The organism is Pseudoduganella albidiflava (assembly GCF_004322755.1).
In the GTDB taxonomy this organism is placed as follows: Bacteria; Pseudomonadota; Gammaproteobacteria; order Burkholderiales; family Burkholderiaceae_D; genus Rugamonas; species Rugamonas albidiflava.
In genome coordinates this window covers 2,500,495-2,513,218 of record NZ_CP036401.1, presented here as the reverse complement: position 1 = coordinate 2,513,218, position 12,724 = coordinate 2,500,495, and the positions used below count along the sequence as shown (strand labels likewise).

Annotated in this window: 12 protein-coding genes; 6 read left to right on the top strand and 6 right to left on the bottom strand. The window is 68.3% G+C overall.

Annotated elements, in window-relative coordinates:
- The first annotated feature begins 288 nt into the window (after positions 1-288).
- Together EYF70_RS10570 and EYF70_RS10565 are read left to right on the top strand one after the other, a co-directional pair.
- Positions 289-828 carry a PEP-CTERM sorting domain-containing protein gene (locus EYF70_RS10570; protein WP_131145354.1) on the top strand — a complete coding sequence of 180 codons (540 nt, stop codon included), beginning with the start codon at positions 289-291 and terminating at the stop codon, positions 826-828.
- 100 nt (positions 829-928) lie between these two features.
- The gene (locus tag EYF70_RS10565) at positions 929-1,957 is read left to right on the top strand and encodes an HAF repeat-containing PEP-CTERM protein (RefSeq protein ID WP_131145353.1); all 1,029 of its coding nucleotides are present in this window, start codon (positions 929-931) and stop codon (positions 1,955-1,957) included.
- 76 nt (positions 1,958-2,033) lie between these two features.
- Here the strand turns inward: EYF70_RS10565 and EYF70_RS10560 are convergent, their stop codons facing one another.
- The 5 genes from EYF70_RS10560 to EYF70_RS10540 all read right to left on the bottom strand — a co-directional run bounded on the left by EYF70_RS10560 (position 2,034) and on the right by EYF70_RS10540 (position 8,079).
- On the bottom strand, positions 2,034-3,260 hold the full coding sequence (locus EYF70_RS10560; protein WP_165497617.1) for a maltoporin: 1,227 nt from the start codon (positions 3,258-3,260) through the stop codon (positions 2,034-2,036).
- A 205-nt stretch (positions 3,261-3,465) separates the two neighbouring features.
- On the bottom strand, positions 3,466-4,377 hold the full coding sequence (locus tag EYF70_RS10555) for a carbohydrate kinase family protein (protein WP_131145351.1): 912 nt from the start codon (positions 4,375-4,377) through the stop codon (positions 3,466-3,468).
- A 99-nt stretch (positions 4,378-4,476) separates the two neighbouring features.
- Positions 4,477-5,427, bottom strand: coding sequence for an ABC transporter permease subunit (locus tag EYF70_RS10550; RefSeq protein WP_229420903.1), 951 nt, complete (start codon positions 5,425-5,427; stop codon positions 4,477-4,479).
- Between the two features lie 153 nt (positions 5,428-5,580).
- A complete protein-coding gene (locus EYF70_RS10545) occupies positions 5,581-7,089 on the bottom strand; it encodes a sugar ABC transporter ATP-binding protein (RefSeq protein ID WP_131145350.1) in 1,509 nt (502 codons plus the stop codon).
- A 48-nt stretch (positions 7,090-7,137) separates the two neighbouring features.
- Positions 7,138-8,079: an ABC transporter substrate-binding protein gene (locus EYF70_RS10540; RefSeq protein ID WP_131145349.1), complete on the bottom strand. Its 942-nt coding sequence runs from the start codon at positions 8,077-8,079 to the stop codon at positions 7,138-7,140.
- 374 nt (positions 8,080-8,453) lie between these two features.
- Here EYF70_RS10540 and EYF70_RS10535 point away from each other — a divergent pair, with 374 nt between their 5' ends.
- The 4 genes from EYF70_RS10535 (at position 8,454) to EYF70_RS10520 (ending at position 11,903) form a co-directional block, all read left to right on the top strand.
- Complete coding sequence (locus tag EYF70_RS10535) at positions 8,454-9,515, top strand: LacI family DNA-binding transcriptional regulator (protein WP_131145348.1); 1,062 nt, start codon at positions 8,454-8,456, stop codon at positions 9,513-9,515.
- A gap of 63 nt (positions 9,516-9,578) precedes the next feature.
- Complete coding sequence (locus EYF70_RS10530; protein ID WP_131145347.1) at positions 9,579-10,616, top strand: oxidoreductase; 1,038 nt, start codon at positions 9,579-9,581, stop codon at positions 10,614-10,616.
- Between the two features lie 10 nt (positions 10,617-10,626).
- Positions 10,627-11,106, top strand: coding sequence for a heme-degrading domain-containing protein (locus tag EYF70_RS10525; RefSeq protein ID WP_131145346.1), 480 nt, complete (start codon positions 10,627-10,629; stop codon positions 11,104-11,106).
- Positions 11,103-11,903, top strand: a complete 801-nt coding sequence (locus EYF70_RS10520; protein WP_131145345.1) for a DeoR/GlpR family DNA-binding transcription regulator — start codon at positions 11,103-11,105, stop codon at positions 11,901-11,903. Before EYF70_RS10525 ends, EYF70_RS10520 begins: the two co-directional genes overlap by 4 nt.
- Before the next feature lie 59 nt (positions 11,904-11,962).
- On the opposite strand, the gene EYF70_RS10515 is transcribed toward EYF70_RS10520, so the two are convergent.
- Entirely contained in the window at positions 11,963-12,700 is a 738-nt protein-coding gene (locus EYF70_RS10515) for a 3-hydroxyacyl-CoA dehydrogenase NAD-binding domain-containing protein (protein WP_131145344.1), read from the bottom strand.
- Between the last annotated feature and the right edge of the window lie 24 nt (positions 12,701-12,724).

Here is a 12,724-nt window from a genome sequence, read left to right as displayed (position 1 = left end):
CGGCGCCCTGTCCATGGTATCGCCAAAGTGGCCCGCCTGCGCGGGCATCGTTGCGCGCGAGGGGAAGGGGCGCCACGGGCGTCCCGCCCTGCCCACCCGGCCCGCCGCATGACTAGCCGTCTGCAATGAACAAAAAGCCTCACTTGTCGCGCAACGTTATGAATAAGCCAACAAAAGGCAAGATGGCATGCCAAAATCATTGTCCAGCACCATTACCGCCGCCAGCGCCGCGACAGCGCGGGCGCCGGGCATTGCCCATGTCGCCGCTACTTTCCAAGGGGATTTCCAATGAAAAAAGCACTTGCCGCCGCCGTACTGAGCATGCTCGCGATCGGGAGCGCCTCCGCCGAGGTTGTCTATTTCGGCTACCAGGGTTTTTACGACAACATCGCCGAAGCCTTCGATCCGGAGCGCTGGGTGACCGGCCGCTTCGTGGCCACCGACGTGGACCAGAACGGCGCCTATTCCCAGAATGAGCTCAATATCCTCGAGTTCGGCAACCTGTCGATCGGCGATTCCTGCACCAGCACCGCCGCCGGATTCGAATGCCTGACCGGCTTTTCCTACGGGCCGGACACCGGCCTGAATTTCCACGCCATCGCGCTGGAAGAACACCCCGACACGTACACGGCGACCGGCGTCTTCATCGGCCAGTACTACCAGCACATTGTCGAGGCAGGGGGCAACTTTGTCTTCGTCGACCTGGCATGGACGCCGGAGACGCGGCTGTATGTCAGCACCAGCCCCGTGCCGGAGCCCGCGACCTGGGCCATGCTCGGCACCGGCCTGGCCGGCCTGCTGCTGGCACGGCGCCGCCGGGCTGGCTGAGCGGAAGCGCGTGGCCCCGTTACCTATTGCAGCACCGGCATGGCGACGCCCATGTCGTCACGCCGACATATTTTTCCCTCGACCTCATGGAGACTGATGCATGCGAAAACTGCTCATTGCAACCCTGTTGACCGCCGCCACCACCGCTCCCGCCCTGGCGGCGCCCGGCTACAAGTTCACCGTGCTGGGCGGCTGGAGTCCGGTACACGACATCAACAACCTCGGCGTTGGCGCCGGCCAGGGCGGCGAATGCTGCGATTATGTCGCCCAGACATACTCGGCATCGGGGATTGCCGCCGTGCCGGTACCCTCCTCGATCGTCTCCAGCAGCGCGTGGGGGATCAATGACCACGGCACCATCGTGGGCAGGGCCGGGACGTCGACGTGGGAGGACCGGGCATTCGTGTACGCCAACGGCACCTACCGGGACCTGGGCGGCCTGGCTGGCATCTCGAGTACGGCATACGCCGTCAATAATGCCGGCTCCGTACTGGTGACCTACGGGAAGCCGAACGTGGCGTTCGGCAGCTACCTGTGGAGCGAAGCGGGCGGCATGGTGGACCTGGGTTCGCTGGGTGGCAACTACACGTGGGCCAGCGCACTGAACGAGCGGGGCCAGGTCGCGGGCATTTCCAGCACCGAGGAAGGCTATGGGCGGGTGTTCCGCTGGACCGACGGCGAAATGGAAGACCTGGGCACTTTCCAGTCCGAATTCGGCTACAGTGTCGACGGCATCTCGGAGCGGGGCGACGTATTCGGCAGTCGCGACGAACTGCATTCCAGCCACGCCTTCATCATCCGCGCCGACGGCACGACGGAATCGCACGGCGACTTGTCGAGGATTTCGTACATCGACGCAAGCGGCCGCATCTATGGTACCGACCAGGATGGCTGGGGTGTCATCGTCGAGAATGGCGTCAAGACCAAGCTCACCGCGCTGACCGAGGGTGCCGAAGGCTGGAGGTTGGGCGTCACCGAGGTGAATGAAGCGGGTCAGATCCTGGGCACGGCATACGACGGCTCGGATCTCCATGTCGTGCTGCTGTCGCCGGTGCCGGAACCGGCCACGTACGGGATGCTGCTGGCCGGGGTGGCCGTGCTGGGCTGGGCCGGGCGGCGCCGCCGCTGAGGCGGGAAAGCCGGCGCGGGACGCGCCGGCTTTCCGGTGCGGGGCGGCTCCGGCAACGCATGGCGCCGCACGCGATCTACCAGCAATTCTCAAACGCGACACCCACCGTGTACCCGCTGAGCGCCTTGCCGAATACGCCGTTCGCGGCCAGCGGATCGCCATCGGCCGCCGCGGCGCGGGCCGCGTCGTTCCAGCGCGCATGCGTGAAGAACAGGCGCAGTTCGGGGCGCTCGAAGTAGCCTGGCCCCGATGACAGCGCAATCGCGCCGGTGAACTTGGTCAGCCGCCGCGTCTCGCCGTTGCGTGGCGCCACCCGGTCATGCCCGAGGTCGGCCAGCAGCTTCACATGGTCGGTGATGCCGTACGACACGCGCCCGCCCGCGCTGGCCCAGGTCTTCGCCTTGGCCGGATCGTGCGCCGTATCGCGCTGCCACACGGCGACCAGCTCGGCGCCCAGGCGCCCATTGACCTGGGCATGCCAGCCCTCGACGATGCGCAGCCGGTGCACGTCGCTGCCGTTGCTGGTGTCGCCGGTGGCGCCATTGTCGGCGCCCGCGCCGGTGCCCCACTGGAGCGCAAGCCGGTTCTCGCCGCCGCCGGGCAAGCCGCCCTGCCGGTGCTGCACGGTCAGCATCGAGCCGCCGTGGCGGTCGCCCTCGCCGTTGCCGTGGATGAGCGTCACGCCGAACTCCAGCGACCCGCCCCGATTCACCTCCAGGCCACGCAGCTGGAAGTCGTGCCGGCTGGCCGTATCGCCGGCCTGCATGGTCGGCATCGTCTCCCGGTCGTCGTGCAGGAAGGCATAGCTGAAGCGCAGGCCGCCGACCGGCAGGTTCTCGATGCCGCCGCCCAGGCCGGACGGATTCCAGTACATGAAGTCGGTGATGTGCGTCGATTCGCGCTTGTAGTAGCGCCGCCCCGCCCACAGCGTGGCGCCGCCCAGGGCGGGCAGGTTTTCCAGCGCCAGGTAGGCTTGCGGCAGGCCGATGGACCAGCCGCCCTGCGGCCGCCGCGCATTGCTGGACGCGGCATCGTTGGCCAGGTTGAGCATCGCGTAGCCCTTCAGGGCCGAGCCGTCGGTGCCCCGCTGCAGTTCCTGGCCGAGCAGCAGCTCGCCATAGACACCGCATTCGTTGCCCAGCCGGTACTTCGACTCCGCGCCGGCCAGGCCGAAGCAGGTTTGTCCGCCATGCTCGGAATTGACGCCGGCGTGGGCGCGCAAGTACGGCTGGACCTCCACGGCGGCCGCGGGAAAAACCGGCGCGAGCGCGAGCAGCGCCAGCGCGATGCGATTCATGCGCATGATGTCTCCTGATGGTTTCAATTGGTTCGAGGTCCGTGTGCCGGAACGGCGCGCGAACGCGAGGCAAAGCGCGTCCCTCCCGCCGCGGCACGGAGCCGCGGCAGCTTCAATGGGTCGGGACGGGATGGGTGAGCCGTTCCGGCGGCGCACCGGACGGCTCGGGTGGCAGGCGGGGAAAGTCCGCTGCCCGGGTGGCGCTGAGCCGTTAGTCGAGCAGCGCGTCGGCTTCCTGCGCGGAGGGGGCGTAGGGCCCCGCATGCATCGCGGCCACCGCGGCCACCGCCGCGATGCGGGCCAGCTGGCGTGGCGCCGGCAGGTCCGGATGCAGCAGCATGCCGCTGATCCAGCCCGCCATCGACGCATCGCCGCAGCCGACGGTGTCGACGACCGCCACGCGGCGCGCCGGAGCTTCCAGCACACGCTCGCCGCTGAACAGCGTCAGGCCATCCGCGCCGCGCGTGAGCAGGATCTCGGCGTCCGGCGCCAGCGCGCGCAGTTCGGCCAGCGCGTCGCCCGGCGAGCGCCCCGGGAACAGGCCTTCCAGGTCTTCATCGGACACCTTGATGTAGCTGGCGATCGCGGCGACCTGCTGGAACACCGGCCGGTAGGCGGGATCGCGCATCTCGTTGCGGAAGTTCGGATCGAAGGCGATGCGGCGGCCAGCGCGCCGTGCCAGCACGGCCTGCTCCACCAGCCGCTGCGCCAAGGGTTCGCGCGCCAGCGCCAGGCTGCCCAGGTGGATCACCTCGGCGGCGTCGATCCAGCCTTCCGGCAGCCGCGCGGGCTGGAAATGCAGGTCCGCGCTGTTCTCGCCGAGGAAGACATAGCGCGGCGGATGGCGCGACGTCACCATGGCGATGAAGGGCGGCGCGTCGGCGCGCTGCAGGAAGCGTTCATCCAGGCCGGCCTGCCCGCTGGCCGCGGCGATCTCGTCGCCGAAGGCATCGTTGCTGACGGCGCCGGCATAGCCGGTGTGCAGCCCCAGCCGGGCACCCACCCGCGCCACGTTCCAGCACGAGCCGCCGGGGTGCGAGTGCCAGGTGCCGTCGTCCTGGCGGATCATGTCGGTCAGGGCTTCGCCAAAGACCACGTAGCGGGGAAATCGGTTGTCTGTCATGTTTGTCTTGCCTGTCTCGTGAGCTTGTTGTCGTTGGATTGTTGCGGTTTGCTTGTACTGGATTGCCTGTTGCGGTTCGCTGGTTTCAGCCTGGTTCTTTCAGTTTGCCTGCTGCTGGTGGCGCCATTTGTCCAGCATCACGGCCAGCACGATGACCGTACCCTTGGCCACGTACTGCCAGAACGACGACAGGCCGAGGATCGTCAGGCCATTGTTGAGGAGCGCGATGATCAGGGCGCCGATGACCGTGCCCCAGATGGTGCCCACGCCGCCCATCAGGCTGGTGCCGCCCAGCACCACGGCGGCGATCGCGTCGAGCTCGTAGCCGGAGCCCCAGTTGCCGTTCGCGCCATACAGCCGGCTGGCCGACATGGCGCCCGCGGTACCGGCGCACAGCCCCGAGAACGCATAGACGAACACCGTGACCAGGCCGACCTTGATGCCGGTCAGGCGCGCCGCCTGCGCGTTGCCGCCGACCGCGTACACGTGCATGCCCAGCACCGTGCGGCGCAGGATGAACCAGGCCACCACCACCAGCGCGGCGGCCACCCACACCAGCCACGGCAGGCCGGCGAAGCTGTCGTTGCCGATCCACTCGAAGCTGGGGATGTCGCGGTTCAGGATGGTGGTGCCGTCCGCCAGCAGGTAGGCGCCACCGCGCAGCGCGGTCATCGTGCCCAGCGTGACGACGAAGGGGTTGATGCGGAAGCCGGCCACCAGCACGCCGTTCAGCAGGCCCAGGCCGAGACCGGCCATCAGGAACACCGGCAGCGACAGCGCCGGCGCATTGCCCGGCAGCGAGGCGATCATGCCGAGCACCGCCGACACGGCCAGCACCGAGCCCACCGACAGGTCGATGCCGCCGGTGAGGATCACGAAGGTCATGCCGGTGGCCAGCACCAGGTTGATGGAGGTCTGGCGCAGCACGTTCATCGTGTTGGCCGAGGTGGCGAAGTTCGAGATGCCGTCCTCGGCGAAATACCCGGTCAGGAAATAAAACACGATGTACAGCAGGACCAGTACCGGCAGCATGCCGAGCGTGGCGAACATGCGCGAGATGGCGTGGCCGATGCCGCGCTGCCCGGCCGCGCGCGGCGCCGGGGTGGCAGGTGAAGGTCCGTGGTCCTGGGTGCCGCGGTCCGGCGCCGCGGCCAGCGATGAAACGTCGAGGGTCTTGCCTGGATTGATGAGCATGATGTCTCCTTATGCGGCCTGGGCCAGGGTGGCCAGCGCCATGATGTTTTCCTGGGTGATGCGTTCGCCTTCCAGTTCACCGGCCAGCCAGCCTTCGCGCATGACCAGCACCCGGTCGCACACGCCGATGATCTCGGCCAGCTCGCTGGAGATGCACAGCACGGCGACGCCCTCGTCGGCCAGTTCGTGGATGATCCGGTAGATCTCGTGCTTGGCGCCGATGTCGACACCGCGCGTGGGCTCGTCGAGGATCAGCACGCGCGGCCCGATGGCCAGCCAGCGCGCCAGCAGCAGCTTTTGCTGGTTGCCGCCCGAAAGGCCGCCGATGATGCCTTCGGGCCCGGCCCCGCGGGCAGAGAGGCGGGAGATCGCCGCGCGGGTCACGCTCAGCAGTTCACCATGCCGCAATACCCCGCAGCGGGCATGCACGCCGAGCACGTTCATCGTCACGTTCGCCAGCAGGGACTGCTGCAGGAACAGCCCTTGCCCCTTGCGGTCTTCCGGCACGTAGGCGATGCCCAGCCGGATCGCATCGGCCGGCTCGCGGATCGTCACCGGCTGGCCGTCGACCTCGATCGTGCCGCCGGCGCGCGGGTCGGCGCCGAACACCAGGCGTGCCAGCTCGGTGCGGCCGGCGCCGACCAGGCCGGCAAGCCCGACGATTTCACCGGCCCGCACTTCCAGCGAGGCCGGCTGCACCCTGGCGCCATGCACGCCGTCCAGCTTGAGGCGCACGGCGCCGGGTGCGCGCTGCCGGGCATGTTCGTAGAAGCCACCGAGTTCGCGGCCGACCATCATGCGCACCACCGTCTCCGGGGTGGCTTCCTCGCGATCGAGCTCGCCGATCCAGGTGCCGTCGCGCAGCACGGTCACGCGGTCGGCCAGCATGCGCACCTCGGCCATGCGGTGGCTGATGTAGATGATCGCGATGCCGCGCGCGCGCAGCTCGCGCATCACGTCGAACAAACGCCCGGCCTCGCGCTCGGACAGCGCCGCCGTCGGCTCGTCCATGATCAGCACGCGGCTTTCGTGCACCAGCGCGCGGGCGATCTCCACCTGCTGCTGGTCGGCGATGGACAGCCCGCTGGCGATGCGGGTGGGGGCGAAGGTCGCGCCGAGGCTGCGCAGCACTTCCGCGGCGCGCCGGTTCATCTGCGCGGTGTCGATGGTGCCGAAGCGCCCGCGTGGTTCCGCACCCATGAAGATGTTCTGCGCCACGGTGAGGTTGGGCGCCACCGACAGCTCCTGGTAGATCAGGTTGATGCCGCAGGCGCGGGCGTCTGCCGGGCAGGCCAGCCGCACCGGCTTGCCGGCGACGCGGATCTCGCCGGCATCCGGCTGGTACACGCCGGCCAGGATCTTCATCAGCGTGCTCTTGCCGGCGCCGTTCTCGCCCATCAGCGCGTGGATCTCGCCGGGGCGGATGCAGAGCTGCACGCCGTCGAGCACCGTGACGGCGCCGAAACGCTTGCGGATGCCGGATACATCGAGCACCGGCTGCGGGATTGCTGTTGCCATGTCTCCTCCAGTGAGGTTGTCTTTGTGAGTCGCGGGAGCGTGCGGGACCTAGTGGCTGGCCCAGCCCTTGTAGCCCGCCACGTTGGCCTTGGTGATCGCCGGGGTGGGAATCAGCACGACGGGATTGGCCGGCCGCTTGCCATGCATGATTCCGTAGCCGATCTCGATCGCCATCGTCGCCATGCGGTACGGGTCCTGCGCGGCGGTGACGGCGAAAATGCTGTTCTTCGATCTCAGCGCCGCTTCCGCATCCGGTGCGCCATCGACGGAAGCGACCATCCGCACGTCGGCGCGGCCGGCCTGCTTGACGGCCAGTTCGGCGCCGATCGCGGAGGGATCGTTGATGGCGAACACCGCGTCGATGCGGCGGTGCGCGATCAGGATGTTGGTCATCACTTCCATGCCGCCATCCAGGCTGCCCTTGGCATCCTGGTTGTCGGACACGACCCGGATGGCGGTGCCGGCGAAGGCCTTGCGGCAGCCGGCCACGCGCGCGATCACGGCGGTGACGGGCGGGCCGTTGACGATCACCACGTTGCCCTTGCCGCCCAGCCGCTCGACGATGCGCCGGCACGATTCCACGCCGGCCATCGTGTTGTCGGACATGATCGTGGCGTCGGCATTGTCGGCGCCGACGTCGACCGCCATCACTACGATGCCGGCATTGCGGGCCTTCTGCAGCACCGGCGCGATGCCTTTCGGATCGGTGGCGTTGACGACGAGGATGTCGACCTTGTTGGCGATGAAGTTCTCGATCTGGCCGACCTGCGTATTCAGGTCGTACTTGCTGGAGACGGTGGTGACGCGCACCTTGTCGCCGCCGATCTTCCGGGCCGCATCGGCCGCGCCCTTGCCGATGGCCACGAAGTACGGGTTGGCGAGATCGCTGACGGCGACGCCCACCGCCTTCAGCGGCCGTGCCGCGCAAGCCTGGCTGGCCATCGCCAGTGCGAGAGCCGCGATGCAGGCGGCCAATGGATGTCTTGTCATTGCTGTGTCTCCGCGTGGTTTGTAGAGGGGCGGCACGCCGGGTGCCGCCAGCGCCGATGCCGCTGCCGGCACGCCGCTCTGTGTGATCTGTCGTCACGAGCGAACTTTACACGTGTCGACTTTTTCGCGTCAACTGGTTTTTTTACAACAGTTCGGCGACCGTTCGGCTGGATAATTCCATAGGGAAAAATGCCTGGCGCCATGGCTTCGCACGGGGCGCCCGCGGTCGATGCACCGCGTGAGGCGTCGGCCACAAAGCGCTTATTGCAGACGAGTATTTTTGTTATGATGGGTGCGCCGATACGGCATCGCACGGTCCGGCGCAGCCCCGGATCATTGGCCGGGAGACTACATTACACGTGTCAACACAACGAATGAAAACAGCCAAGAATGCCGCTTCCGCCGGGCGCAGCCAGGAATCGCGCGGCCCGGTAACGATGCACGACGTGGCCGCGCTGGCCGGCGTGTCGCGCGCCACGGTCTCGAAATATTTCAACGATGGCGAAGGCCTGAAGCCGGATACCAGGGCGCGCATCGAGCAGGCCTGCCGAGAACTCGACTATGTGCCGGACCCGCATGCGGTCAGCCTGGTCAGGGGACGCTCGCGGATCGTCGGCGTCGTGCTCCCGGTCGTCAACGAACCCTTCTTTGCCGAGGCGCTGCGCGCGATCGAGCAAAAGGCCAAGGCGCTGGGCATGGATGTGATCATCCAGTGCTCGTACAACGATCCGGCCGAGGAAGCGGCGGCGCTGATGACGATGCGCTCGATGAAGGTGGCGGGCGTGGTGCTGACGGCGGTCGCGTCGCGGCAGAACCTCGACCTGCTGCGGCGGCTGGAACAGGAAATGCGCATCGTCTACCTGGACAGCTTCGTGCACGAGGACTGCGACTACGTGATGAACGACAACCGGCAAAGCATGGCGATGCTGACGCGCTACCTGCTCGGCCGCGGCCACCGCCCCGCTTACCTGGGCGCCCCGCCGGTCGCGCATCCGTCGCCCACCGAGCGGCTGGCCGGCTACCTGGAAGCGATGGCGGAAGCGGGCGTGGCACCGCTGGTGCTGCCGGCCAGCACGCAGCCGACCTGGGATTTCGAAGCTTACGGTTTTCGCCACGTGCTCGACTGGCTCACCAGCGGTGCCTGGCAGCGCAGCGGCGCCACCGCCCTCGCCTGCGGCACCGACCGGCTGGCGATCGGCGCCATGTCGGCCTGCCGGCGTTTCGGCCTGGAGCCGGGCAAGGACATCGCCATCGCCGGGCATGACGACCTGCCCATTTCGGCTTACCTGCATCCTCCGCTGACCACCTTCCGGCAGGACGTGGCCGCCATCGGCGTGGCCGCGATGGAATGCCTGCAAGCCCAGCTCGATGGCGCCGATGCGGGGCCGTACCGGAAACGTTTTACGGGTGGACTGGTGCCGCGCGAATCCGCATAGGTGGGCGCTGGTCGCGCAAATCGCTTACACTGCATCAGTGATTTGACTGATGAAAGGTAAGGCATGCAGCGATATGACGTAGGACTCGTGGGTTACGGCCTGGGCGGCGCGATTTTCCACGCGCCGATGATTGCCGCCATTCCCGGCTTGCGCCTGGCGCGGATTGCCAGCCGCAGCGCCGATCCGGCCACCCTGCACCCGTATCCCGGCGTGCGGCTGGACGACACCCCGCAAGCGATGCTGGACGATCCGGCCATCGCGCTGGTGGTGGTGTGCACGCCGAACGCCAGCCATTACGCGCTGGCCAAGGCCGCCCTGCAGGCCGGCAAGCACGTGGTGGTCGACAAGCCCTTCGTGCTGTCGTCCGCCGAGGGCGACGAACTGGCGGCACTGGCGCGCGACCGGGGCTTGCACCTCGCGGTCTACCAGAACCGCCGCTGGGACGGCGACTTCCTCACGCTGCGCCGCACGCTTGAATCGGGCGAACTGGGCGCGGTGCACACCTACCGGGCCCACTTCGACCGCTACGCGCCGCAGGTGAAAGCGCGCTGGAAGGAACAGGCGCAGCCGGGCGCCGGCGTGTTGTGGGACCTCGGCTCGCACCTGATCGACCAGGCATTGCAGCTGTTCGGCAAGCCCCACGCTGTCACCGCGCACCTGTCGACGCAGCGTGACGGTGCCCAGGTCGAGGATGCATTCGAGCTGGTGCTGGACCATGGCGGCACGAAAGCCGTGCTGCACGCCGGCGCGCTGGTGCGCGCGCCCGGCCCGCGCTACCAGGTGCACGGCACGCTGGGGAGCTTCGTCAAGGCCGGCATCGATCCGCAGGAAGACGCGCTGAAAGCGGGCCAGCGGCCGGGCGATGCCGGCTGGGGCCACGATGCGCCCGCCAACTTCGCCACCATCACCCGGGCCGATGGCTCGCGGCATGCCGTGGAAACCCTCCCCGGCGCCTATCAGGCGTTCTACCAGGGCATGTACCACGCCATCGCTGAAGGCGGTGAGGTACCTGTAAAAGCCGAGGAGGCGGTGGACGTGATCCGGGTCATCGAACACGCCCTGCGCAGCCACCGCGAACGCCGCACCATCGATGTCACCTGAGGAGACTGGAATGCACGAAGACTTTGCCGGCCTGTTGCAGGCCCTGGCGCTGCAGGAGCAGCAGTTGCAGTTTGCCGCGTTCTCGAACGCCGACGCCCTGGCGGTCGGCCTGAGGATCGTCGAGCGCGCCCGCGCCCTGGGCAAGGTGGTGACGGTGGACATCACCCGTAGCGGACACCAGCTGTTCCACCACGCCATGGACGGCACCACGCCGGACAATGCCGACTGGGTGCGCCGCAAGAACAACGTGGTGCAGCGCTACGGGCGCAGCTCCTGGCACGTGGGCACGCGCTACCGCAGCCGGGGCAAGACGTTCGAAGCCGACAGCGGCGCCGATCCGCGGGACTTCGCGGCACACGGCGGCGCCTTTCCCATCATCCTGCGCGGCACGGGCGTGGTCGGCACGATCACCGTTTCCGGCCTGCCGCAGGAGGAAGACCATGAGATGGTGATCGCGGTATTACGCGAGTATCTGGACACCGTGCAATGAGCGTGGAAGGCCTGGTCCCGCAATCGCGGCGGCTGGACGAGATCTGCGCCTACCTCGCCCAGCACTACCGCATCGGCATCGAGGACATCTGCCGGCTGTTCGGCGTCACCCGCGATACGGCCCGCCGCGACGTGATGCGGCTGGACGCGGATGGCCGCGCCCTGCGCGTGCGCGGTGGCGCCGTGCTGCCGCCGTCGGCCCGGCAGGTGCGGCATTACGCCGGCCGGGGCGGCGCCTCGCCCGCCAAGCAGGCGATCGGCGCCGTGGCGGCGGCGCTGATCCGCGACGGCGACCGGGTATTGTTCGATACGTCCACCACCGTGATGGAAGTCGCGCGGGCGGTGAGCGCCGCGCCACTGCATGCGGTGACCAATTCGATCGACATTGCCGAAGCCCTCGGCGGGCGCGAGGGCGTGGAACTGCACCTGACCGGCGGCCGCTTCAACCCGTGGCAACGCAGCCTGGAAGGCCCGCAAGCCCGCGTGGGCCTCGCGCAATTCGGCTTCGACAAGGTGATCCTGGGCGCCTGCGCGCTCGACCCGGAGGGCCTCACCTGCCCGTCCGACGAGGAAAGCTCATTGAAGCAGGCCATGCTGCGCCAGGCCAGGCAGGTGATCGTGGTGGCGGAAGCGGCCAAGTTCGGCGCGGCTTTCCTGCACCGCCTGTGCACGTTCGAAGCGATCGACGTGCTGGTCACGGACCGGCCGTTGCCGGCCGTGGTGGCCGAACGGCTCGCCGCGCTGGGCGTGGAGGCGGTGGTGGCGGGCGACGGGGCAGCAACGCCGGCTGGGGACTGACGGGACTGGCCGTGTGAACGTGGTGCCCTTCCCTGCCAGGAAGAGCGCCACGTCCCGCGTTACGCGTTCGTGTGGGTAGCCGATTCCTGGGGCGGCCTGCGCAGCGCCTGGACAAGCGCGGCGGCGGTCGCCACCGTTGATGCCGAGGTGGGCTTTGCCGGCACGAATTCCCATACCTGGGCCGCCCCCGCGTCCGACACATGGAACCCCAGCACGTTTTCCGGATACCTTGCGAGACTGGCGACCTGGTCGATATCGCAGGTGGCGGCGCACGCCATCAGGATCGCGCCCGGCTTGGCGAGCTCGTTCAGCCGGCGCACCAGCCCGCCCGCCACATCGGTCCCCGCGCCCATGGCGTCGACGATGACGTCGCAATCCTTCAGGTGGTGCAGGTTGATGGTGCCCGCCAGCAGCGCCACGCGCCGGTCGCGCTGGGCCGGCGTGAGTTCCCCGGCCACGCGGGAAGCCTCGCAAGCCGAGCGCACCGATGCCGTGGCGGCATCGAGCGTTTCGCGCGCCGGTTCATAAACCGTGACCGGGATATCGGCATCCAGCAACTCCCTGGCGAGCGCCATGCCGGTGGGCGTGGCGCCGATGATGCCAACGCGGGCGACCCGCTGGGAGAGGTCGTGCGATGCCGGTTCGTGCGCGGCAGCGTCCCCGCCCGGCTCCTGTGCGGAGACTGCTGCCCAGGCGTCATCGCGACGCTGCGCATGGGGGCGAACCTTGATGGCCATCGGCGGCTTGCCGGCGCCCGGCCTGGCGTGGGACTGGATATCGTTCTGGTAGTGCGACATGTGAAGCTCCTCGAGATGAACTGA

What these genes read in the sequence shown, in the direction of transcription:
- EYF70_RS10550 (WP_229420903.1), bottom strand. Translation starts at nt 5,427, where the DNA reads ATGTTCGCCACGCTCGGCATGCTGCCGGTACTGGTCCTGCTGTACATC.
- EYF70_RS10535 (WP_131145348.1), top strand. Translation starts at nt 8,454, where the DNA reads ATGAAAACAGCCAAGAATGCCGCTTCCGCCGGGCGCAGCCAGGAATCG.
- EYF70_RS10570 (WP_131145354.1), top strand. Translation starts at nt 289, where the DNA reads ATGAAAAAAGCACTTGCCGCCGCCGTACTGAGCATGCTCGCGATCGGG.
- EYF70_RS10525 (WP_131145346.1), top strand. Translation starts at nt 10,627, where the DNA reads ATGCACGAAGACTTTGCCGGCCTGTTGCAGGCCCTGGCGCTGCAGGAG.
- EYF70_RS10540 (WP_131145349.1), bottom strand. Translation starts at nt 8,079, where the DNA reads ATGACAAGACATCCATTGGCCGCCTGCATCGCGGCTCTCGCACTGGCG.
- EYF70_RS10560 (WP_165497617.1), bottom strand. Translation starts at nt 3,260, where the DNA reads ATGCGCATGAATCGCATCGCGCTGGCGCTGCTCGCGCTCGCGCCGGTT.
- EYF70_RS10545 (WP_131145350.1), bottom strand. Translation starts at nt 7,089, where the DNA reads ATGGCAACAGCAATCCCGCAGCCGGTGCTCGATGTATCCGGCATCCGC.
- EYF70_RS10515 (WP_131145344.1), bottom strand. Translation starts at nt 12,700, where the DNA reads ATGTCGCACTACCAGAACGATATCCAGTCCCACGCCAGGCCGGGCGCC.
- EYF70_RS10555 (WP_131145351.1), bottom strand. Translation starts at nt 4,377, where the DNA reads ATGACAGACAACCGATTTCCCCGCTACGTGGTCTTTGGCGAAGCCCTG.
- EYF70_RS10565 (WP_131145353.1), top strand. Translation starts at nt 929, where the DNA reads ATGCGAAAACTGCTCATTGCAACCCTGTTGACCGCCGCCACCACCGCT.
- EYF70_RS10520 (WP_131145345.1), top strand. Translation starts at nt 11,103, where the DNA reads ATGAGCGTGGAAGGCCTGGTCCCGCAATCGCGGCGGCTGGACGAGATC.
- EYF70_RS10530 (WP_131145347.1), top strand. Translation starts at nt 9,579, where the DNA reads ATGCAGCGATATGACGTAGGACTCGTGGGTTACGGCCTGGGCGGCGCG.